Genomic DNA, 21,370 nt, shown 5'->3' on the forward strand with positions numbered 1-21,370 from the left:
TCCTTATTCCTTGGAACCGAACACATCGGCGTGCGCGGCGAATTGTTGTGACCAACGTGAAGCGTCCGAAAAATCGAGCACCTGCCAGCCTTTGTCCTGCAATACGCTGGTGGTCTGCTCATCCACCGCGGACAGAAACACCAGAGCACGAGATGCCTTGTATTGGGCTGCGGCGATGGCAGCGCCATTGTTGACGGGTATGTTGACCGCATCAGGTTGTACTGCCCCAGCCCGGCGGAGCGCGGACATCCAGGCGTCGAGTGGCTCGTCTGCCAAGGTCGTTGCGGCAACGGTGGCCGGGCTGCATGCCACAGGCCGTACCTGGGCATTGGCCAGCGCGACCAGCAGCCTGAGCGCATCCGCATTGCGGCGGTTGATGTGTTCGTGGTCCGGTTGGTTGAAATAGGACAGCAGGCATTGGTAGCAGCCGGCTTCGCACTGATGATTGCCAAGCGCATCGGTCTGTTCCAGCGACGGCAGATCGTACAGCGTCCAAATGCCGCTCTGCGGTTTGCGATAGTGAATCAGTTGCAGGGCATTGCTGGCTACGAGGGCAAGGTCGTCGCGATTGTTTGCCAGGCGTGTGAGCACACCCGCACCGCCCTCCGCCGCTTCGTAAAACAGCAAGGCACGGCGCTCGTCGGACTTCGGCAGTGGCTCGACCACCAGTTCGGATTCCTCGATCTGGAAGGTCATTTCGATGCCGCGCTTGAGCGCAGCCTGCAGCGTGGCCATGGCCTCCAGAGACAAGGCATGTACGGGAGCGAAGATCAACAGATTGCGATGATCTTCCACAAAGGGAACGATGCGCTGGTTGGGTACCTTTTCCAGCAAAGTATCGTCGCCACCCTTGTCGTCTTCCGCATCCGGTGCGTCCTGCTTGCTCCAGGTGCCTGTGATGGGGTTGATGTAGAAGCCCAGTCGCTCCTTGTCCTTGCGCCTGCGCCAGCCGCGGTTGATGCGCCAGATTTGCGCGGCGGGCGCGTAGGTGAGTTCGCCAAGCACGTCCTCGCCTTGTTGTATCGTGGCCTTCTGTTGCTGGATACGGCCGTCGGGGCCTGGCAGGAAGCGGTAGGTGGTTTGCAACTCGAAACCCTGGCGCTGACGTTCCTCGTCGTTGATGGAAATGCGCTCGGTGGCCACGGTCTCCACGGTTTCGATGCGGTAGAGCTCGCGTACCCAATCGTGCTCGGTGAGCAAGGCGTCGCAGTTCTCGCAGCGATTGACCAGCGGCTGTTCGCCGCCCGGCTCGCCGAGATGGCCGTAACCACACTGGCTGCACACCAGAGAGGCAATAGTTGCCAATTGGCTGTTGCCGGAAATGTGGTCGGTATTGCCGACGTTGAGCTTGGCGCGCACCACGCGGTACATGCGGCCCTGATGATAGATGAGGCTGCGAGGGCCGAATTCGGACAGGGCCAGGAAACGTGGCCGGCTGACCATGCTGCCTTCGTCATCCTTGCCCGTGACGGCTTGGCCGCCACGGGCGGGAATCCAGGCCATCAGCGGCAGGCGCGGGAAGTTGTAGCCGGGCAGGAAGCCCTGGCTGGCCAGGTAGCGATAGGTGTAGAAGTCGTTGTTCTGGCCGTTGCCGGACTTGAGCAACACGGCGTACTGGCGCGCGGCGTCACCGTAACGGCGCTGGGCATTTTGGCGTTCCGTGTGCGAGGCGGTATGGCTCTTGACGATGCGATCAGCCATATCCATCTGTTGGCGGGTGGCATCGAACAACACGCGCCAGCGCTCCAGCGCCCCAGAGAACGCTTGCGCCGCGTTATCGATGACCTGGCGCACATAGTCAGGCGTGAACCAGGCGCTGCCTTCAAGCTCGCCAGCAAGCTGGTCGATGACCCGGTCGGCACTGGCCAAGGCCCGCTGCTGGACAGCCTGCGCCCGGAGCGCCTCGTGCAAGGGCTGTTTCAGTGGTTTTCCGGGCTGGTCAAGATCCAGCATGGGCGCAATGCTGTCGTCCAGCGGCACCTGGGTGCTGGCCAGCCAGACCGCTTGCAGATGGCTGTCGATGAGATCGCGATTGCTCAGGTCGAGGGTTGGCGCACGCACTACGCCATGCACCATTTGCTCGGCATTGTGGAAGAACCACTGGTCATGCGGACTGAGTGCCGCGCAGTAGGTGATGACCAACGCCTGCTGACCCGAGCGACCCGCACGGCCGCTGCGCTGAGCGTAGTTGGCGGGGGTCGGCGGCACATTGCGCAGGTACACGGTGTTGAGTGCGGAGATATCCACGCCAAGCTCCATCGTGGGGGAGCAGAACATCACCGGCAGACGTTCCAACGGCGCTTCGTGGGCCGGGTTCTGCGCCCAATCCTGCCTGTCTTTTTCGGTGTAGCGAAAACGCTGCTCCAGCAGTTGCCGGCGTGGCGCATCCACCTGGGCTGTGTGTTCCTGGGCCTCGAAGTCGAACAGCGGATGCGAGGGCTGACGCAGCAGGTCGGCAATGCCGAGATACAGCGTGCGGAAATACTGGTTGATTCGATTGCCATCAGTTTGCGGCTGATCGGCAATCAGGCACCAGTCCAGGGCAGCCGCGTTCAGGCGCCAACCTGCGAGCTGGGCGTCGATAGGTTGGCGCTGCACATAACCATAGTCCTTGGCGGACTCCAGCAGCGCTTCGATCAGCTTAGCCCACTCGACATCTTTCCACTGCACGACCTCGCTGGCGCATGCGCTGTTGCGCCAGAAGGCGGCCGTCTTTATTTGTCGCAGCAGACGGGAGCGTGGACCACCTGTCACCAAGTCGGTGCGCGGCTTGCCCCTGTACTCCGGGCGCTTGCCGAGGATGAGATAGCGGCCAGTATCGAGCTTCTCGTCGGGAGCGAAGGCCCAACGTTCATTCAGGTAGGTGTGGGCGCTGGTGCGTGCCTTGTCCTGCTCAACCGGGTCGAGGTAACGACTTTCCAGGCACAGATGGCGGCGCAAGGCGTCGAACAGTAGTTCGAACAGAACTGTCCGTTGCACTGCCGTCAATTTGGTCAAGGTGCTGTTTGCAGCAAAGATACTGGCGTCAGCGCAAAAGGCATCCAGGTCTCGGTACCGAATCTGCAACAGACCAAGCTGATCCAGATTCGGATTATTGAAACGCCAGCCACGCCGCAGATCACGCAGTAACCGGTAGGCGATGATGAAGCGCAATGTGCGTTGCGCTTCTTGTCGGGCCAGTCCCATGAGCTTGGGGGTGCGCAGATACTCCACCAAGGTCGCTTCATCGACCCCTTGAAAGCCAAGGGCCTTGAATACGCTTTCGGCCAAGTGTTCTTCATCGAGTTGGCCGCCGCTGCCCTGCAGTGCGCCGATCAAGCCGGCACGCAGCGTCAGCAGGAAAATGAAGTCGTTGAAATGTCCCGCCTGCAGAGCGGCATCCTGGCGGTTGTCGGTAAACCCAAGCAACTTGCGTGGGTCAGGCTGCCCTGGCGCAGGTTCGGAAAGTGCGAACAATTGCTGCAAGGCCGCCAGGGCAATCATGGTAGTGGCCGAAGAGCGGCCTTCGCCGGACAGGCTGGAGAGGCGGTTGGCATCCTTGCCATGGGCTTCGTGTGTCGTGCCGCAGTTCAGGCAGAAGCGGAACTTTCCCGGAATGAACCAGAACACCGCCCCCGAGCCCGTTTGCCCTTTGGCATCGACCGTGACCATATAGGGAACGGCATTCTTGTAGGCTGGCTTGATTTTGGGTTCGCTACGGCTGAGGTCGATCCAGGTTTCAGGTAGGTCTTCGAGCAGGCCACCATATTGCTGCCCGGGCACCAGAGGACACAGGAAGCCATAGCTGGCGTCGTCTTCTGCCGCGATATCGTCGATTTCACGTGAGCTGAAGCTAACCGGTTGCTGTGCGTGCCAGACAGGTAGGTATTCCTGGCCGCAATCGCGGCAGAAGTGAGTCGGGTAAAGCAGCACATTCTCTTGCTGTCGCCCCGGCGCGAAACGCTGAGCATCGAGCGTGACATGGCGCTTACCTCGCGCCTCTAGCGTGGTGAGTACCTTGCCGGGACCGCTGATGAACTGGTGCAGCTTGAACGCGAAAGGCGGCCTGCCTTGGGGCGTGCGCACATCATGGGCAGCCACTAGAAAGCGCTGCAGGGCGGTGCGAGCGGCTTCAGGCTGGCAACCCGCGTCTTCGGCGAGACGGCGGCTGGCCTCTTCCAATACCATGGGCCTCGCCCGCCTGGGAGGCTCGTCGGCAGGTAGTTCGATACCCAGGTTCAATTCCACCCAGATGGATAACGGATCATTGCGAAAAGCGTCGAAGTCAGCCCAGATATCCTGCTTTCGCGTAATGGCCGCCGGTAGTTCTGTACAGATGGCGTTGACGTCCTTGAGCGGGTTGGTGACCCGCTCCAAGGTTTCGCCGATGACGTCATGCTCGCTGATCTGAGTGCCAAAAAGTTTGCTGGCTACGTCGGCCACCACGCGGTTGCGGTCGGCTTGGCTACCTGTGCTGGACATGGTGGCCGACGTGCCGATGCAGACCAGTTGCGCGGCTTTCAAGCGCTCGCGCAGACGCCGCACCAGCAAGGCAATGTCCGCCCCCTGACGGCCACGATAGGTATGCAACTCATCCAGCACCAGGAACTCAAGCCCCTCGCAGTGCTCCACCACGCGCCGATCCACTTCGTCGAAGCGCGTGAGGATGTACTCCAGCATCATGAAGTTGGTGAGCAGGATATCGGGCGGGTCATCCGCGATGGCACTGCGTTCCGCCTTGCTTTCCTGACCGGTGTAGCGCTTGACGGTGAAGGGACGAAGCTCTGGCGTATAGCCATGCAGAAACTTGTCGAGTTCTTCCAACTGGCTGTTGGCCAGAGCATTCATCGGATAGATGACAATGGCCCTGGTACGTGCTTTGCCATCGGATTGCTTGGCCTTGAGAATGCGGTCGATGATCGGGATGAAAAAGGACAGGGACTTCCCCGACCCCGTTCCGGTCGTGACCACATAGCTTTGGCGTTCCTGGCCTTTGGCCAAGGCTTCCATCTGGTGCTTGTAAAGATGCAGGGGCTCTGGCGAGCCTTCAGACTTCCCGACCTGGAAGATCTCTGCGCAGGCAGCATGCAAGATCCCCTGCGCCACCAGTTTCTGGACCGTGCCCTGGCGTTGGTAATTCGGGTTGATCTGCACCAGCGGCTCAGGCCAATAGCGGCCTTGCGCATATTGATGTTCGACCTCGGCTTGGATATCAGGCGCAGCGATGCGAACAAAGCTACGGGAAAAGCTGCCGTATCGTTCGATGAGCTGGTCGCGGAATTGGAAAACGTTATCCATGGAGAGCCCTCACTGATCCATCTTGTGGCCAATCGCCAGAACCGCTGTGCTACCGGAGGTACCTGCGGTGATGCGCTTCCATTTCGCCCCTCGCCCCTTGCCCGTTGACTCGATCAACCCCTCTGATTTCATCGCCCGCAGCACCAATCGCACCATGTCCCGACTCACACCAGGGCAAGCTTCTTCAACCTCGGAAATCGAAAACGGCAAAGTACGACCCAGGACTTCCGCACGCACTCGGTCCCCTTTGCTGCCACGCCCCCGCCCGATGGTGCCGACACGCTCTTCGAACTCGCGGTAGGCCCGTAGCAAGGCACCCCAGAAGTAGTCGAGCCAGGGTCTGACGTTGTGCTGCCCTTGATGCCAGCCCTGCGAGCTGGCTTCCAGCGTCTCGTAATAGCCTTCCTTGGTGTCCTCGAAGATGCGTTCCAGACTGATGTAGCGGCCCACGGCATAGTCGAAGTGGTAGAGCAGCAGCAAGGTCAGCAAGCGGGACATGCGGCCGTTGCCATCGGGGAACGGGTGGATGCACAGGAAGTCGAGCATCGCCAGTGGCACCAGCACCAGTGGGTCGGCCAAGTGCTGATCCAGTGCAGTAGCGTAATGCTGGGTCAGATCGGCCATGGCCATCGGCGTGAGATGCGGAGGCACCGGCTGGAAGCGCAGGCGCGACGTGCCATCCGGGTGACGCTCGACGATGTCGTTATTGGTGGCCTTCCAGCGTCCGCCCGCCTGCGGCATGTAGCGGTACAGCAGGGTATGCAGTTGCAGCACTACGCCCTCGCTGAAGGGCATGTGCGCGGCAGACTCGTGGATCAGCGCCAGGGCATCACGGTAGCCGGCGATCTCCTGCTCGGAACGGTTCTTTGGCGTTGCGTTGCGGATGACCAGAGGCTTCAGCCGTGAGGGCGCTACGACAACACCTTCCAGCCGGTTGGATGACTCGGTGGACTCCACCACCGCGATCTGGCGTAGCCCCTTGAGGGCTTCGGGCGACTGTGCGGCGTAGAGTTGCTGCTTGCCCTGGTACTCGCCCAGTGTGCGCAACGTGGCGGCCTGAGTGCCATCGAAGCGAAGCGCGACAAGGTACTCGGGTGTGAGTGAGTGCATGGAAATGTAAGCCCAGACTGTCTAAATGGGGTAATCATAGCCTTTAAATGGGGTATTGTCTCTAGAAATACCTCATTAACAGTGTTTAACTACCCCATTTACTCCATTGTTTACCCCATCCCAGGCCCAACCTGGGGAAAAGGCAAACGGCAAGGGAACGGCACGTGGGCAAGCTGCCGCTCAATTGCATCGGGCCGATATCCGTTTTCATTGGCCCAGGTTGAAAAGGTCGTCCGCCAGCAATGCGGCGTCGTACACCCGGCCCAGGTTCATGTCGCGCATGGCGTAAGCGCTACCAAACGCTCCTGAGTTCCAAAAAAATCGTCAGACGTTGAACCGGAAGTGCACCACATCCCCTTCCTTCATGATGTACTCCTTGCCCTCCAGACGCCATTTGCCGGCATCCTTGGCACCCTGCTCGCCCTTGCAGTTGACGTAGTCGTCATAGCCGATGACTTCGGCACGGATGAAGCCCTTCTCGAAGTCCGTGTGGATGGCGCCGGCCGCCCGGGGCGCGGTGGCGCCACGCTTGACGGTCCAGGCACGGACTTCCTTGACCCCGGCGGTGAAGAAGGTCTGCAGACCCAGCAGTTCGTAGGCGGCCCGGATCACCCGGTCCAGCCCGGCCTCTTCCAGACCCATCTCACCCAGGAATTCGGCCTTGTCGGCCTCGTCCAGCTGGGCGATCTCCGCCTCCATGGCGGCACAGACGGGCACGACCTGGGCCTGTTCCGTGGCAGCGTGTTCCCGCACCCGATCCAGCAGCGGATTATTCTCGAAACCATCCTCATTGACGTTGGCAATGTACATGGTGGGCTTGGCGGTGATGAGCTGCAATTCCCGTAGCAGCAGGCGCTCGTCATCATCCAGCTCGGCACTGCGGGCGGGACGGCCCTCGGCCAGCACCGCCTGTACCTTCTCGGCCACCTGCTTGCGGGTGATGGCATCCTTGTTGCCGGACTTGGCGTTGCGGGCAAGCCGGGTCAGGGCCTTTTCCACGGTCTCCAGGTCCGCCAGGGCCAGCTCGGTATGAATGACCTCGATGTCGGACAGGGGGTCCACCTTGCCGGCGACGTGAATCACGTCGTCATTTTCAAAACAGCGCACCACGTGGGCGACGGCATCGGTCTCGCGGATGTGGGCCAGGAACTGGTTACCCAGGCCTTCGCCCTTGGAGGCACCGGCCACCAGGCCGGCGATGTCCACAAATTCCACGGTGGTGGGCAACACCCGCTCCGGGGAGACGATCCCGGCCAGGACCTTGAGCCGGGGATCAGGCACCGGCACCACACCCACATTGGGGTCAATGGTGCAGAAGGGGTAGTTTTCCGCCTGAATGCCCGCCTTGGTGAGGGCATTGAAGAGGGTGGATTTGCCCACATTGGGCAGGCCGACGATGCCGCATTTCAAGCTCATGGGAGGGTCCGGGTGGGATCAGGTGGAAAATCAGGATGGAAGAAGAGACAAACCGGGTCAATCACGCCGAGTGCAGTCGGTTCATGGCCTTCTGCAGTCCCTCGGACAACAGCAGGGGCATGAGGTCGGCGGCACGATCAACGGCGTCCATGATCAGGGGCTCTTCCTCGCGGGAGGGACGGTTGAGCACGAACCCGACCACCTGCTCGCGACGCCCGGGATGGCCTACCCCCAGCCGCAGGCGCATGAAGTCCTGCCCCTGTTGGGCCATGATGTCCCGCAGGCCGTTGTGCCCGCCATGACCACCCCCGCGCTTGAGACGGGCCGTGCCCGGAGGCAGGTCGATCTCGTCGTGGGCCACCAGCACGGAGGTGATGGGAAGCTTGTAGAACTGGGTCAGCAACCGGATGGGCTGCCCGCTGTGATTCATGTAGGTCTGGGGCTTGATCAGCCAGATTTCCTGCCCCTCGATGCGGATGCGCGCCGTTTCGCCGGCAAACTTGTTCTCCAGGCGAAACTGGCCGCCATGACGGCGGGCCAGCTCATCCACGAACCAGAACCCGGCGTTGTGCCGGGTCATGGCGTAGTCGGGGCCGGGATTTCCCAGCCCCGCGATGACCTGAACGGTGTCTTTGTCAGCCACTGGCAGGTGTCATCCTTTTCTTGCGGTCGGAAAAGAAGGCGGCTTATGCCTCGCCTTCACCCTCGGACTCCTCGGCAGCGCTACCGCCACGGGTCTTCAGCACGCTGACCACCGGCAGATCATGATCCGGACCCTGGGCCAGGGCCACGATGCTCACGCCTTCCGGCAGCTGGATCTGGGACAGATGCAGGGAGTCGCCCACATTCATCTCGGCCACGTCCACCTCGATGAACTCGGGCAGATTCTTGGGCAGGCACTCCACTTCCACTTCCACCGCCTGGTGGCTGATCATGCCGCCACCGGTCTTCACACCCACGCAGATGTCTTCGTTGATGAAGTGCAGGGGCACATGCACCTTCAGGGCCTGGTCTTCGGTGACGCGCTGCAGATCCATGTGCAGGACCATCTGCTTGACCGGATGACGCTGCAGGTCGCGCAGGATGACCCGCTCGGATCTGCCGTCGATCTTCAGGGTCAGGATGTGGGAGTAGAAGGCTTCATGGGCCAGGCTCAACCACACGGCGTTGTGGTCCAGGGTGATGGCTTCGGGCGCCTTGTCGGCACCGTAGACGATGGCGGGCAGCTTGCCGGCGCGACGCAGGCGGCGGCTCGCACCCTTGCCCTGGTCCGCGCGCGGTTCGGCTTGCAGTTCAAAATTGACACTCATGTCGGTTCTCCAGTCATACAAACAAAAAGCCTCTCCCGCGACCAGGAGAGGCAGTGGCGATCAACCCGTGCCTGTTCATCAGTCGATGAACAGGGAGCTGACCGATTCCTCGCGGTTGATGCGACGGATGGTTTCCGCCAGCATGCCGGCAACACTGAGCTGCTTGATGCGGCCACAGGCCTTGGCCTCGGGACGCAGCGGCAGGGTGTCGGTAACCACCAGCTCGTCGAGCTGGGAGTTGTTGATGTTTTCGATGGCGGGACCGGAGAGCACCGGATGGGTGGCATAGGCCATGACCTTGGATGCCCCGTGGTCCTTGAGGGCCTTGGCGGCCTGGCACAGGGTGCCGGCGGTGTCCACCAGATCGTCGATGATGATGCAGGTCTTGTCTTCCACATCCCCGATGATGTGCATCACCTGGGACTCGTTGGGCTTGGGACGCCGCTTGTCGATGATGGCCAGTTCCGCGTCATCCAGGCGCTTGGCCAGGGCGCGGGCGCGAACCACGCCGCCGACGTCGGGAGACACCACCAGCAGGTTGGGGATCTTCTGGCGCCAGATGTGGCCCAGCAGCACCGGCGAGGCATAGACGTTGTCCACCGGCACGTTGAAGAAGCCCTGCACCTGATCGGCATGCACATCCACCGTGAGCACCCGGTCGGCGCCGACGGCCTCAAGCATGTTGGCCACCACCTTGGCGGAGATGGGCACGCGGGCGGAACGCACCCGGCGATCCTGGCGGGAATAACCGAAATAGGGAATGACGGTGGTGATGCGACCGGCAGAGGCCCGGCGCAGGGCGTCCACCATGATCAGCAATTCCATCAGATTGTCGTTGGTGGGCGCGCCGGTGGACTGGACGATGAAGACGTCCCGACCACGCACGTTCTCCAGGATTTCCACCTGCACTTCACCATCGCTGAAGCGGCCGACGACGGCCTTGCCCAGCGGCAGGTTCAGGTGGTTGACGACACTTTGTGCCAATTGGGGAGTGGCATTCCCCGCGAAGACCATCATCTTGGATTTTTCCACCACTGTGGACCTGGGCAGCATGATTCCAACAATGTCCGGTTGCGAGCAGAGCGGATGACAGGGCTGCGCCAGCGGGGCTGACGCGGGCCACCCTGCCGGCGAAAGGACGCACCGGCCCGCGCCATAGCGTAAACGCCGCCAGCCGGTGACCGTCACGGGGACGATGAACCGGTGGCGGCGCTGGCCTGGCGATGGCAGGCAACGTCTGAAGAATGGCTGGGCCGGCAGGATTCGAACCTGCGAATGCCGGGATCAAAACCCGGTGCCTTACCACTTGGCGACGGCCCAATAAATCGTGTGACTCGTTTATTCCTGCACGGCAGTGGCAGCCTGAAGCAGCGCCCTGCGTCGATGTAGCGGAGACTGGTTGCAACCATGAGCCACAAACCCCGCCCATCCGCCCGGCAGACAGTCACGGGCGGCGCGGGCGGCTTCTTCCGTCTCGAAGATGCCGAACACACAGCTGCCGGTACCCGTCATGCGCGCCGTCACACCCTGTCGTTGCAGCCATTCCAGGGCTTTTGCCACCTCCGGAAAGCGCCGACAGACGACCGGCTCACATACGTTGCCTGCTCGTCCTGCAAGAAAGTCCGCTATTTTGATGGGTGGACAGTCCCGTGTCAATCCAGGATCGGTAAAGATCGCCCCGGTGGGCACCATCACGCCGGGATGCACCACCAGATACCAGGGCTCCGGCGGCGACACCGGCGCCAGCCGCTCCCCAACCCCTTCCGCCCAGGCGGCATGGCCGCGCACGAACACCGGCACGTCCGCACCCAGCTTCAGGCCCATGTCGGCAAGGGCATCATCGTCCAGCCCGGTTTCCCAGAGGGCATTGAGAGCCACCAGCACCGTGGCCGCATCGGAGCTGCCGCCTCCCAGCCCGCCTCCCATGGGCAGGCGCTTGTGGACCCGGATGGCCACGCCGCTGGGATGGCCGGTGACGGCCTTGAGGGCCCGGGCGGCCCGCACGGTCAGATCATCGTCATGAGCCACCCCGTCCAGGGCGTGCTCGGCGCACACCCGGTCCTCGTCCAGCAGGCGGAAATCCAGGGTATCCCCATGGGAAAGGAACTGAAACACGGACTGCAATTCGTGATAGCCGTCGGGACGACGACCGGTGATATGCAGGAACAGGTTGAGCTTGGCGGGGGCGGGCCAGCCCATGCAAGGGTCTTGTTGCATCATGGTGTCATTTGCCAGTCGTCCACCACCAGGCGAACGCGTATGTCGTCGAATTCCAGCCTCATGCGATCAGGCAGGGGCGCCGGGCCGACGGCCTCGGCGTAGCGATCGTACCCCACGTCCCAGCCGGCCTGCAGCAACCGCTGCGGCCTGCCCGCCTGATCCAGGGTTCGCCCTTCGAGCCGATCGCCGGAAGGTATGCCCAGCACCCAGTAGCGCAATCCACTGACCGGCAACTGCCAGCCCAGGGCCTGATATACCAGAAGGTCCACGTCCCGGTCGTGGTACACATCCCCTTCCGCATTGCGCAGGGTCACGCCGGCGGCATTGCCCTCCAGCGTGGCGGCATGACGCCCGAAGGGCCCGAACAGCTGGATGTCGTAATCATCCCCCCGCTGGCGCCAGCGCAGATGGGCGTTCCATTGTTCGTCCCCCAGAAACAGCGCAATCCGGCCGCTCAAGGTCCAATCATTCTGCAAGGAGAGCAACTGCACGCGCTCCCGCCAGGCCTGTTCCCGGTCATCCACCGGCGCAGGCGGACGCACGGCACAGGCGGTAAGCAGCAGGCTCACCAGACAGACAAACCAGAATGCCCTCATGGATCCAGACGCTCCTTGAGCCTGAGCAGGCGTTCATGCTTCGGGTCCCGCTCCAAGGCCTTGCGCAGGATGTCCAGGGCCTCCTCCCTCTCCCCCCGCTCCCAGAGCAGGGCCGCCAGATTGCTGGCGATCTCGCCGTCCTCCATCATGCCATGCGCCCGCCGCAGATAGACTTCCGCCTCATCCAGGCGACCCAGGCGGTAGAGGACCCAGCCCATGCTGTCAATGACTGCCGCATCATCCGGACGCTGCGCATAGGCACGACGGATATAGCCGTAGGCCTCCTCGTGGCGATCGGTGCGATCCGCCAGGGTGTAGCCCAGCGCATTGAGGGCAGCCGGGTTGTCCGGATCCTGATCCAGGATCATGGTCAGATCCGCCTCCACCTGGTCGATGCGATCCAGCCGCTCCGCCATGAGCGCCCGGGAATACAGCAGCCCCGGATTGGCGGGATACTCCCTCAGACCCCGATCAAGGAGATCCATGCCCGCCTCGTAATCGCGGACATCCCTGAGCAGGCTGGCCTCGGCCAGATAGACCCGCACCCGCTCGCCCGGCTCATCCAGGCGATCCCGCAATGCAGACAGTTGAGCGCGGGCCCGTTCCACCTGCCCCAGCTCGCCCCTGAGCAGGGCAGCGCGCATGATGGACTCATCGCGATGCTCGCCACGGGTGACCTGCTCATAGAAACCGATGGCCTGCTCCGGATCATCACCGGTTTCGGCAATCCGCCCCAGGTAATAGCGGGCCTCCTGAACACGGCGCCCGGTCTGCAGCACCCGCTCCAGATAGCGCCGGGCATCCTCGTACTGTTCCACCTCAATGTTGAGCAGCCCCAGGGTATAGAGCAGATCGGCATCCCCCGGCCGTTCCCGGGCCACCCGCTCGAACTGTTGACGGGCCTCCTCGTAGCGCTCCGATTGCAACAGCAGACGGGCATAAGTGATGCGCAGATCCACATCACCCGGGTAACGGGCCACCAGGTCATCCATGGCCCGAAGCGAGGCATCCTGCTTACCGGCCTGCCCCAGGGCCCGGGCACGCAGCACATGTGCCTCCCGCAGGTCATCATCCAGAGTCAATGCCTTTTCGGCCGCGGCCACGCCCGTCTGGGGAAGATCCTGCTGCAGGGCCAGGCTGGCAACCGCCAGATAGGCCAGGGCCTCGTCCTCGCGGGCTTCCGCCACGAGAGTGAGCGCCGCCACCGCCGCGTGACCATTCTGGCTTCGGGCCAGCATGTTCACCAACAGACCATAGCCATCACCCTCCACGGCCTCCATGCGCTCAAGCACGGAGAGCAGATGGGGTGCGGCCTCTTCCGGACGGCCTTCATTCACCAGCAGGGCAGCCAGTATCTGGCGGGCTTCCAGATTCGCCGGGTCCAGTGCCAGCCAACGCTCGGCACCCGGCAGGGCCGCGACCGGATCACCGGCAAACAGGGCGATGCGGGTTGCCCGCTCGGCCACTTCGGGGTTGCGTGTACGCTGGGCTGCCCGCAGATAGTGCTCGACGGATACCTGTAGCTCCCCCTGATGCCCGGCAATCTCACCCACAAGCAATTCATAGAGCAGGTCGGCGACACCGTTCTCCTGCGTCTCCAACGGCAACAAGTGACCTTCGGCAAGGGGTTGCCAGGGCTCGTCGAGACCCTGCCCGTCCCGGGGCAGGCCCGCACAGGCGGCCAGGAGTCCGCACAACAACACCGCCGTCAGACGGGTTGCCGGACGGCACGGAGAAAACCAGGGGAAAACGGATCTTTGATCGGGCAGCATGGAAAGACTATAAACCCATTTGCTTGAAAAATGAGCGCCCCTCGGGGCGTGCCAAAATCGCCGGACAGTGTAAACTAGACTGGACACCCCCAGATCGACACCGTGTCAACCGGATCGGCCGGCAAGTCAAGACCCGCCGACCGCGAAATCGCAAGCTATTGATGCGGGACATGGACGATCGGGCGGCAATCCACCAAATTGGGGCGAATCTGATACGGTCGACGGCAGAATCGGGCCAGGAAAACGGAACGGAAAACGACGCATGGCGATACACGCATGCACCTTCTTTCCATGTTCCTTAGCACCCCGCAACGGCCGATAAGTTCCCGCCGCGAAGGGTCAATTTTCGGGCAGGTCGGTTTTCCGAGCGGACTCAAAGGGTTGAAAATCCGGGACATCTTGTCATGACTTCAATGCTGGCGCAGAATACGCTATTCCACAGGTCCTCACGTGCGATGCTTTTTACTCTCGGAGTCAATCATAAATCCGCCCCGGTGGGAATTCGCGAACGGGTCGTGTTCTCCCCGGACCGCATGGACGAGGCCCTCACCGGCCTGACCCGCTCCACTCCGGTGGACGAGGCGGCAATCCTGTCCACCTGCAACCGGACGGAGATCTACTTCCGTTCCGAGGCCCACCAGCCAATGGACCGGGTACTGCACTGGATGGCGGACTTCCACCGCCTCAAGCCAGGGGAAATCCAGCCTTACATCTACCGTCACTCAGAGGCCGACACGGTCAAGCACCTGCTGCGCGTGGCCTGCGGCCTGGACTCCCTGGTGCTGGGCGAACCCCAGATCCTGGGTCAGCTCAAGGGTTCCTATCAGAGCGCCGGTGCCGCCGGCACCCTGGGCCGCCAGCTGGGCCGCCTGTTCCAGCACGCCTTCTCGGTGGCCAAGAACGTACGCACCTCCACCGCCATCGGCTCCAGCCCGGTCTCGGTGGCCTTTGCCGCCGTCTCCCTGGCCAAGCAGATCTGGGGCGACATGAAGCCCCTCACCGCCCTCATGATCGGCGCCGGTGAAACCATCGAACTGGCAGCCCGACATCTGCACAGCAATCAGATCGGCCGCATCATCGTCGCCAACCGTACGGTGGAACGGGCCAAGGTTCTGGCCAGTGAGTTCGACGCCGAGGTCATCACCCTGTCCGAGATCCCCGCCCGTCTGGCGGAGGCCGACATCCTCATTTCCTCCACCGCCAGCCCCCTGCCGATCCTGGGCAAGGGCGCCGTGGAGCGTGCCCTCAAGGCCCGCAAGCGCCGCCCCATGTTCATGGTGGACATCGCCGTGCCCCGGGACATCGAACCCGAGGTGGGCAACCTGGACAACGTCTTCCTCTACACCGTGGACGACCTGGAAGAGGTCATCCAGGAAAACCTCCAGTCCCGCCGCGAAGCGGCGCGCCAGGCGGAGGAGATCATTGAATCCCAGGTCAGTACCTTCATGGGCTGGTTGCAGGCCCAGAGCGCGGTGAGCACCATCTGCGCCTTCCGCGACAAGGCCCATGGCCTGCAAATGGAAGTGCTGGAAAAGGCCAACCAGATGGTGGCCGCCGGCAAGTCACCGGAAGAGGCCCTGTCCTTTCTGGCCCACACCCTCACCAACAAACTGCTGCATGACCCCTGTCACACCATGAATGAGGCCGCCCGCGAAGGCCGCCTGGAACTGGTGGATGCGGCCCACGCCCTCTTCAAGCTGCCGAGTCACACCGACAAGATTCATTCGTGAAAGACTCCATTCGCCGCAAACTTGAAGATATCGCGGATCGTTTCGAGGAACTCAGTGGCCTGCTGGCTGACCCGCAGGTCATCGGGGATCAGGACCGTTTTCGCCGCTATTCCATGGAATACAGCCAGCTGGAGCCGGTGGTCCAGAGCTGGAAGGACTATGCCGCCGCCCTGGATGAACTGGAAGCCGCCCGCCAGATGGCCCGGGACCCGGACCCGGACCTGCGAGCCATGGCCGAGGAAGAGATCCCGGCGGTATCGTCCCGGCTGCAGGCCCTGGAACTTGACCTGCAGCGGCACCTGATCCCGAAAGATCCCCACGACGAAAATAACACCTTCCTGGAAATCCGCGCCGGCACCGGCGGGGACGAGGCCGCCATCTTCGCCGGCGACCTGTTTCGCATGTACAGCCGCTATGCGGAGAGTCGTGGCTGGCAGGTGGAGCCGCTCTCCGAAAGCGAGGGCGAACACGGCGGTTACCGGGAGGTGATCGTTCGCATCATCGGGCGCGGGGTCTATTCCCGGCTCAAGTTCGAGTCCGGCGCCCACCGGGTACAGCGGGTTCCCGAGACCGAATCCCAGGGCCGCATTCACACCTCCGCTGCCACCGTCGCCGTGATGCCGGAGCCGGACGAAATGGAAATCCCCGAGATCAACCCGGCGGACCTGCGCATCGACACCTACCGGGCCAGCGGCGCCGGCGGCCAGCACGTCAACCGTACCGATTCCGCCGTGCGTCTCACCCACCTGCCCACCGGCCTGGTGGTGGAATGCCAGGACGAGCGCTCCCAGCACAAGAACAAGGCGCGGGCCATGAGCCTGTTGGCCGCCAAACTGATCGAAATGGAAGAAACCCGCCGCTTCCAGGAACAGAGCGCCACCCGCAAGAGTCTGGTGGGCAGCGGGGATCGCTCCGAGCGCATCCGCACCTACAACTTCCCCCAGGGGCGGGTCACGGACCATCGCATCAATCTGACCCTCTACAAGCTGGAGGCCATCATGGCCGGGGATCTGGATCCGGTCATCAATCCGCTGGTGAACGAGCATCAGGCGGAACAGCTGGCCGCCCTGGCGGACTGAAGCCAGCCTTGCCCGCCGTTACCCTCAAGGCCCTGCTGGTCGAGGCAAGATCCGCCCTGGCCCAAGGGGACGCCCCCCGCCTGGAAGCCGAGCTGCTGCTGGCCCATGTCCTGGGCAAGGACCGCGGCTGGCTTTATGCCCATGGTGATGACATCCTGGAAGACCCGGACGCCCTGGCAGGCTTCAGGGCCCTGATACGACGCCGCGGCGAGGGCGAGCCGGTCAGCTACCTGCTGGGCTGCCGGGAATTCTGGTCCCTGAACCTCACGGTCCGCCCCGGGGTGCTGATCCCCCGCCCCGATACCGAAACCCTGGTGGAGGCGACCCTGTCGCGGCTACCCGAAGACCTGCCGGTCCGGCTGGCGGACCTGGGCACGGGCACGGGCGCCATTGCCCTGGCCCTGGCCGTGGAGCGCCCCCAATGCCGCATCGTTGCCGTTGATCGCTCGCCCGAAGCACTGGCAGTGGCACGGGAAAACGTGGCGCGGCTCGGTCTGGAAGCACAGGTGGAATGCCGACAGGGCAGCTGGTTCGAGCCACTGGCCGGTGAGCAGTTCGACCTCATCGTCTCCAACCCGCCCTATATCGCCGAAGCAGACCCCCATCTGGTACAGGGTGACCTGCGCTTTGAACCTCTCTCTGCCCTGGCTTCCGGGCCGGACGGGCTGACGGACATCCGCCGGATCATCGAGCAGGCCCCCGGGCATCTCGGACCAGGCGGCGCATTACTGCTGGAACATGGAATGGATCAAGGCGAGGCCGTGCGGGCGCTGCTGGAGCAGCGGGGGTTTACCGAAGTGGACACAGTGCGGGATCTGGCAGGCAGGGACCGGGTGACACTGGGTATCATGGGGCGATAACCACCGGTCTTTGCAAACGCTGTGACAAGGCGTCCGTCAGCCCCTGTGCCGCCAGCCCCCAGTCCGTCCGCACGCCCAGCGCCGCCAGCGAGGTGGTCGCCAGGCCCCGGTAGCCGCAGGGATTGATGCGGTCAAAGGCGGACAGGTCAGGATCGAGATTGAAGGCCAGACCGTGATAACTGCCTCCCCGTCTGACCCGCAGCCCCAGGGCGGCAATCTTGGCCCCATCCACGTAGACCCCCGGCGCATCCGGCCTGGCCCGGGCGGTGATGCCCCGGGTCGCCAGATAATCGATCACCGCCGACTCCAGCGCGTTCACCAGGGCCCTCACCCCCAGACCCGAGCGCCGCAGATCCAGCAGGGTGTAGATCACCACCTGACCAGGTCCGTGGTAGGTCACCTGCCCTCCCCGGTCCACCGGAATCACCGGAATGTCCCCGGGATCGAGCACGTGCTCCGGCTTGCCGTTGAGCCCCAGGGTGAATACCGGAGGATGCTCCACCTGCCAGAATTCGTCGGCGGTGGCGTCATCCCGGGTATCGGTGAAGACCTGCATCTGCCGCCAGGTGGACTCGTAGTCCCGACGCCCCAGACGGCGAACCAGTATGGCGGACATCAGAGCTGACTCAGAGGGTCATCTGGACCAGCTCGCAGGCATTGAGCTCAAGATACAGGGCATCCATCTGCGCCTGGCTTTGGGCATGCACACGGATGGTAATGGCCTGATAGCGCCCACCCTTGGAGGCGCGCATGGAGATATCCGATTCCCGGATATCCGGCACGTGCTTGACGACGATGGCCCGCACCCGTTCTCCCAGTTCCGGTACCGAAGCCCCAAAAACCTTCACCGGGAACTGGCAAGGGAACTGCAATCCCATCCCTTCAGGCGTTTGCATCACGCGCCCTCCCGCAACCGCAACTTGTAATCCTGATACAGATCATGAACCCGCCGCCAGACCGGGCCGGGGACTCCCGTCCCCACCGGCCGGCCATCCAGACGGGTGACAGGCAGGATCTCCCGGGTGGAACTGGTCAGCCATATCTCCTCGGCCACCCGCAGGGACTGCTCGGGAATGGCTGATTCCATCAATGGCAACCCGGCCTCCTGGGCCAGTTCCACCACCAGATCCCGGGTGATGCCGGGCAGAAGGGACCGGTCCTTGGGCGGGGTGACGATAACCCCGTCTCCCACCACGAACAGGTTGCTGGCAGCCCCTTCCGTTGCCAGTCCATGACGGATCAGGATGGCTTCCGTCGCCCCGGCATCCAGCGCCTCCTGACGGGCCAGCACGTTGGGCAGCAGGGTGATGGCCTTGATGTCGCAGCGGGACCAGCGATGGTCGTCCATCACCACCGCCGCCACCCCCTGCTCCAGCATTGCCGGATTCCGGGGTGCAATGGGGTTGACCATGGCAAAGACCGTGGGCCGGACGCCGGTCGGGAACGCATGATCACGGCGAGCCTCGCCCCGGGTCACCTGGACATAGAGACTGCGGTCCCCGCCCGGGTTTTTCTCCAGCAGGGCCGTGAACAACGCCTTCCAGCCCGACCGATCAAGGGGATTCACGATGCGCACCTCGGCCAGGCTGCGCTCCAGGCGCTCCAGGTGTTCCGCAAGGCGCAGCGGATGGCCACCGAAGACCGGGATCACCTCATAGATCCCATCACCGAAAAGAAAACCCCGGTCGAACACGGACACCCGGGCCTGGGTTTCCGGAACGAACTCGCCATTGAGATAGATGATCATGTCTTGAACCACCCGAAGGTTAGGGGAACACTGAACAAGTACGCCACCGCCACTCCCGCCATGGCGGGAGTGGCGGAATGTCCATGCGGTCACTGGATTTTCCGCTTGCGCGTAAAAGACTTGCTCAGAACATTCTTAACGAATCCACATCAAGGCACCGTCGATCAGGCGCCGGAACAAGCCACCCTCCTCGACGCCCTGCAACGCCACCAGAGGCAGCACCCGCAGAGGCTCGCCATCCAGCATGATGCGCAGTTCACCATGGGCACGTCCCTGCTCGATGGGGGCCTCCAGCTTGCTGCCCAGGGAAATCTCGGCCTGGAGACGCTCATAACTGCCTCTGGGAATGGTTACGTAAAGATCCTGCACCAGTCCCAGCGGAACCTTGTTCTGTTCCCCCTTGTAGACCCGGGCTTCAGTCAGGGTCCGCCCGCCGTCATAAAGTTTGTGGCCCTCGAACTGCCTGAAGCCCCAGTTGAACAGGGCCTGGGACTCATTGGCGCGAATACGTCCACCCTGTTCGTGATCACCGGCCTGGATACCCATGACGGCGGCCACCAGGCGCATGCCGTCCCGCTGGGCGGAAGACACCAGGTTATAACCGGCGCTGCTGGTCCACCCGGTTTTGCCCCCATCCACGGAATCATCGCGCCACAACAGGATGTTGCGGTTGGACTGGGAAATACCGTTGAAGGCGAAGCTGCGCTCGGAATAATAGGGATAGTATTCGGGGAAATTCCGGATCAGGGCCTGCATCAGCACGGCAATGTCTTGGGCGGTGGTGTACTGGGGTGTTTCACTGGGCAGGCCATGGCTGTTCTGGAACTGGGTATCGTACATCCCCAGGGCGCGGGCCTGGGCATTCATCATGTCCACGAAAGCCCCTTCCGTGCCGGCGATGCGCTCCGCCAGGGCGACGCAGGCATCGTTGCCGGACTGCACGATCATGCCCCGGATCAGCTCCTCCACCCCTACCTGGGTATTCACCTCGATGAACATGCGCGATGCGCCCCGCATGCCGGTACGCCAGGCCCGCTCACTCACGTCCACCCGTTCATTCAAGGCCAGCCGGCCGTCCTGCAGCTCCTTGAAGACGATATAGGCGGTCATGATTTTGGTGAGACTGGCGGGTTCCACCCGCTCATTGGACGCACGCTCAGCAAGCACCATGCCACTGACCGCATCCAGCACCACGTAGTTGCGGGCAGTCAGATCCGAGGGAGGGGAAACACGCAGGTTGGCGGCGGCCAGTCCGGGCAACAGGAGGGCAAGCAACAGAACGCTGACGACGATTCTTGGCATCATGGCATCTTCAGGGGCTGTAAAACCGACGGATTTGATCTTCGTACGGAAAAGGGTAACACACCAGGGACACCCCGGATGCAAAGGGGTTCAATCGGAGACGACCCGATAGTCGCCAAGCCCCATGGATTGAAGGATCCGGACCGTATCCCGCTTGCTGCGTACATCCGTAAGGGGGCCGATGCGCACCCGGTAAAGGGTGGTGTCGGCCTGGCGAGTCTCCAGGACGGCCACCTGCTCCAACCGGGCATGCAGGCGATCGCGCAACTGCTCCGCATTCACGCGGCTGGAAAAGGCGCCCACCTGCAGAAACACGGGCCCGGCCAGGCCGGATTCGGACGGCCCGGCGGGTGATGTCGGCTCCACCCACCCTGCCTGGATGACATCCGGCCCGGACTGTCCGGGAATCAGGGCCTTGACCTCCACCCGCGCCGTGCCCCGATCCAGCATGCCGATGCGATGGGCCGCCGCATAGGAAAGGTCGATGATGCGATTGTCCACGAACGGGCCCCGGTCATTCACCCGTACCACCACGCTGCGGCCGTTTTCCAGGTTGGTTACCCGCACATAGGTGGGCAGGGGCAATGATGTATGGGCCGCCGTCATGGCGAACATGTCGTAGGGCTCGCCACTGGAGGTGCGCCGGCCATGGAACTTGGTCCCGTACCAGGAGGCCACGCCGCGCTCACGATACCCCTCCGCGCTGCTCAGGGTGGTGTAGCGCCGTCCGAACACCACATAGGACTCCGGATTGCCGTAACGGCTCGGGGGCTCGGCCCGGGGCACCGGCTCGGGAATCCGGGAAAGGTCGGGGATCTGGCCGGGATGGGGGGCACCATCCCGATCTTCAGGTATGTAGCCGGAAACAGGAGCTGGACCACGGCTGCCGCTGCAGGCAGCCAGGATCAACGACAGCAGGAGAAGCGGCAGGAGACGCATGGCGTCGTGCCG

17 protein-coding genes and 1 tRNA gene are annotated in these 21,370 nt (G+C 63.0%); 3 read left to right on the plus strand and 15 right to left on the minus strand.

Features of this window, described 5'->3' with window-relative positions:
• Positions 1 to 3: 3 nt before the first annotated feature.
• From CKO35_RS08465 to CKO35_RS08510, 10 genes are all read right to left on the minus strand, one after another.
• On the minus strand, positions 4 to 5,277 hold the full coding sequence (locus CKO35_RS08465; protein ID WP_200174667.1) for a DEAD/DEAH box helicase: 5,274 nt from the start codon (positions 5,275 to 5,277) through the stop codon (positions 4 to 6).
• Positions 5,278 to 5,286: 9 nt separating this feature from the next.
• Positions 5,287 to 6,387 (minus strand): Fic family protein, encoded by a 1,101-nt coding sequence (locus CKO35_RS08470; RefSeq protein ID WP_242467104.1) that lies wholly within the window; start codon positions 6,385 to 6,387, stop codon positions 5,287 to 5,289.
• 324 nt (positions 6,388 to 6,711) lie between these two features.
• Complete coding sequence (gene ychF / locus CKO35_RS08475) at positions 6,712 to 7,803, minus strand: redox-regulated ATPase YchF (RefSeq protein WP_200174669.1); 1,092 nt, start codon at positions 7,801 to 7,803, stop codon at positions 6,712 to 6,714.
• 61 nt (positions 7,804 to 7,864) lie between these two features.
• Complete coding sequence (gene pth, locus CKO35_RS08480; RefSeq protein WP_200174671.1) at positions 7,865 to 8,446, minus strand: aminoacyl-tRNA hydrolase; 582 nt, start codon at positions 8,444 to 8,446, stop codon at positions 7,865 to 7,867.
• A gap of 43 nt (positions 8,447 to 8,489) precedes the next feature.
• Positions 8,490 to 9,113, minus strand: a complete 624-nt coding sequence (locus tag CKO35_RS08485) for a 50S ribosomal protein L25/general stress protein Ctc (RefSeq protein ID WP_200174673.1) — start codon at positions 9,111 to 9,113, stop codon at positions 8,490 to 8,492.
• A 78-nt stretch (positions 9,114 to 9,191) separates the two neighbouring features.
• Complete coding sequence (locus CKO35_RS08490; RefSeq protein ID WP_200174853.1) at positions 9,192 to 10,130, minus strand: ribose-phosphate diphosphokinase; 939 nt, start codon at positions 10,128 to 10,130, stop codon at positions 9,192 to 9,194.
• Between the two features lie 228 nt (positions 10,131 to 10,358).
• A tRNA-Gln gene (locus CKO35_RS08495) sits at positions 10,359 to 10,433 on the minus strand.
• Positions 10,434 to 10,451: 18 nt separating this feature from the next.
• Positions 10,452 to 11,330, minus strand: a complete 879-nt coding sequence (gene ispE / locus CKO35_RS08500; RefSeq protein WP_420870748.1) for a 4-(cytidine 5'-diphospho)-2-C-methyl-D-erythritol kinase — start codon at positions 11,328 to 11,330, stop codon at positions 10,452 to 10,454.
• Entirely contained in the window at positions 11,330 to 11,929 is a 600-nt protein-coding gene (gene lolB / locus CKO35_RS08505; protein ID WP_200174675.1) for a lipoprotein insertase outer membrane protein LolB, read from the minus strand. Before lolB ends, ispE begins: the two co-directional genes overlap by 1 nt.
• Complete coding sequence (locus tag CKO35_RS08510; RefSeq protein WP_207143571.1) at positions 11,926 to 13,701, minus strand: tetratricopeptide repeat protein; 1,776 nt, start codon at positions 13,699 to 13,701, stop codon at positions 11,926 to 11,928. The genes lolB and CKO35_RS08510 overlap by 4 nt, the downstream gene beginning before the upstream one ends.
• A gap of 455 nt (positions 13,702 to 14,156) precedes the next feature.
• Here CKO35_RS08510 and hemA point away from each other — a divergent pair, with 455 nt between their 5' ends.
• The 3 genes from hemA to prmC are packed head-to-tail and all read left to right on the plus strand — an operon-like array spanning position 14,157 to position 17,370.
• The gene (hemA, locus tag CKO35_RS08515) at positions 14,157 to 15,431 is read left to right on the plus strand and encodes a glutamyl-tRNA reductase (protein WP_200174677.1); all 1,275 of its coding nucleotides are present in this window, start codon (positions 14,157 to 14,159) and stop codon (positions 15,429 to 15,431) included.
• Positions 15,428 to 16,510, plus strand: a complete 1,083-nt coding sequence (gene prfA, locus CKO35_RS08520; RefSeq protein ID WP_200174679.1) for a peptide chain release factor 1 — start codon at positions 15,428 to 15,430, stop codon at positions 16,508 to 16,510. Before hemA ends, prfA begins: the two co-directional genes overlap by 4 nt.
• A gap of 8 nt (positions 16,511 to 16,518) precedes the next feature.
• Complete coding sequence (gene prmC, locus CKO35_RS08525; RefSeq protein ID WP_242467106.1) at positions 16,519 to 17,370, plus strand: peptide chain release factor N(5)-glutamine methyltransferase; 852 nt, start codon at positions 16,519 to 16,521, stop codon at positions 17,368 to 17,370.
• Here prmC and lipB read toward each other — a convergent pair.
• The 5 genes from lipB to CKO35_RS08550 form a co-directional block, all read right to left on the minus strand.
• On the minus strand, positions 17,357 to 17,986 hold the full coding sequence (gene lipB / locus CKO35_RS08530) for a lipoyl(octanoyl) transferase LipB (protein WP_200174681.1): 630 nt from the start codon (positions 17,984 to 17,986) through the stop codon (positions 17,357 to 17,359). The two genes, prmC and lipB, sit on opposite strands and share 14 nt — an antisense overlap.
• A 10-nt stretch (positions 17,987 to 17,996) precedes the next feature.
• Positions 17,997 to 18,266 (minus strand): YbeD family protein, encoded by a 270-nt coding sequence (locus CKO35_RS08535; protein WP_200174683.1) that lies wholly within the window; start codon positions 18,264 to 18,266, stop codon positions 17,997 to 17,999.
• Positions 18,266 to 19,117: a D-amino acid aminotransferase gene (locus CKO35_RS08540; protein ID WP_200174685.1), complete on the minus strand. Its 852-nt coding sequence runs from the start codon at positions 19,115 to 19,117 to the stop codon at positions 18,266 to 18,268. The genes CKO35_RS08535 and CKO35_RS08540 overlap by 1 nt, the downstream gene beginning before the upstream one ends.
• 135 nt (positions 19,118 to 19,252) lie before the next feature.
• Positions 19,253 to 20,422 carry a D-alanyl-D-alanine carboxypeptidase family protein gene (locus CKO35_RS08545; protein WP_200174686.1) on the minus strand — a complete coding sequence of 390 codons (1,170 nt, stop codon included), beginning with the start codon at positions 20,420 to 20,422 and terminating at the stop codon, positions 19,253 to 19,255.
• An 87-nt stretch (positions 20,423 to 20,509) separates the two neighbouring features.
• Positions 20,510 to 21,358, minus strand: coding sequence for a septal ring lytic transglycosylase RlpA family protein (locus CKO35_RS08550; protein ID WP_200174866.1), 849 nt, complete (start codon positions 21,356 to 21,358; stop codon positions 20,510 to 20,512).
• Positions 21,359 to 21,370: the final 12 nt, after the last annotated feature.

The sequence above is a fragment of the Ectothiorhodospira shaposhnikovii genome (assembly GCF_016584105.1).
GTDB lineage: Bacteria > Pseudomonadota > Gammaproteobacteria > Ectothiorhodospirales > Ectothiorhodospiraceae > Ectothiorhodospira > Ectothiorhodospira shaposhnikovii.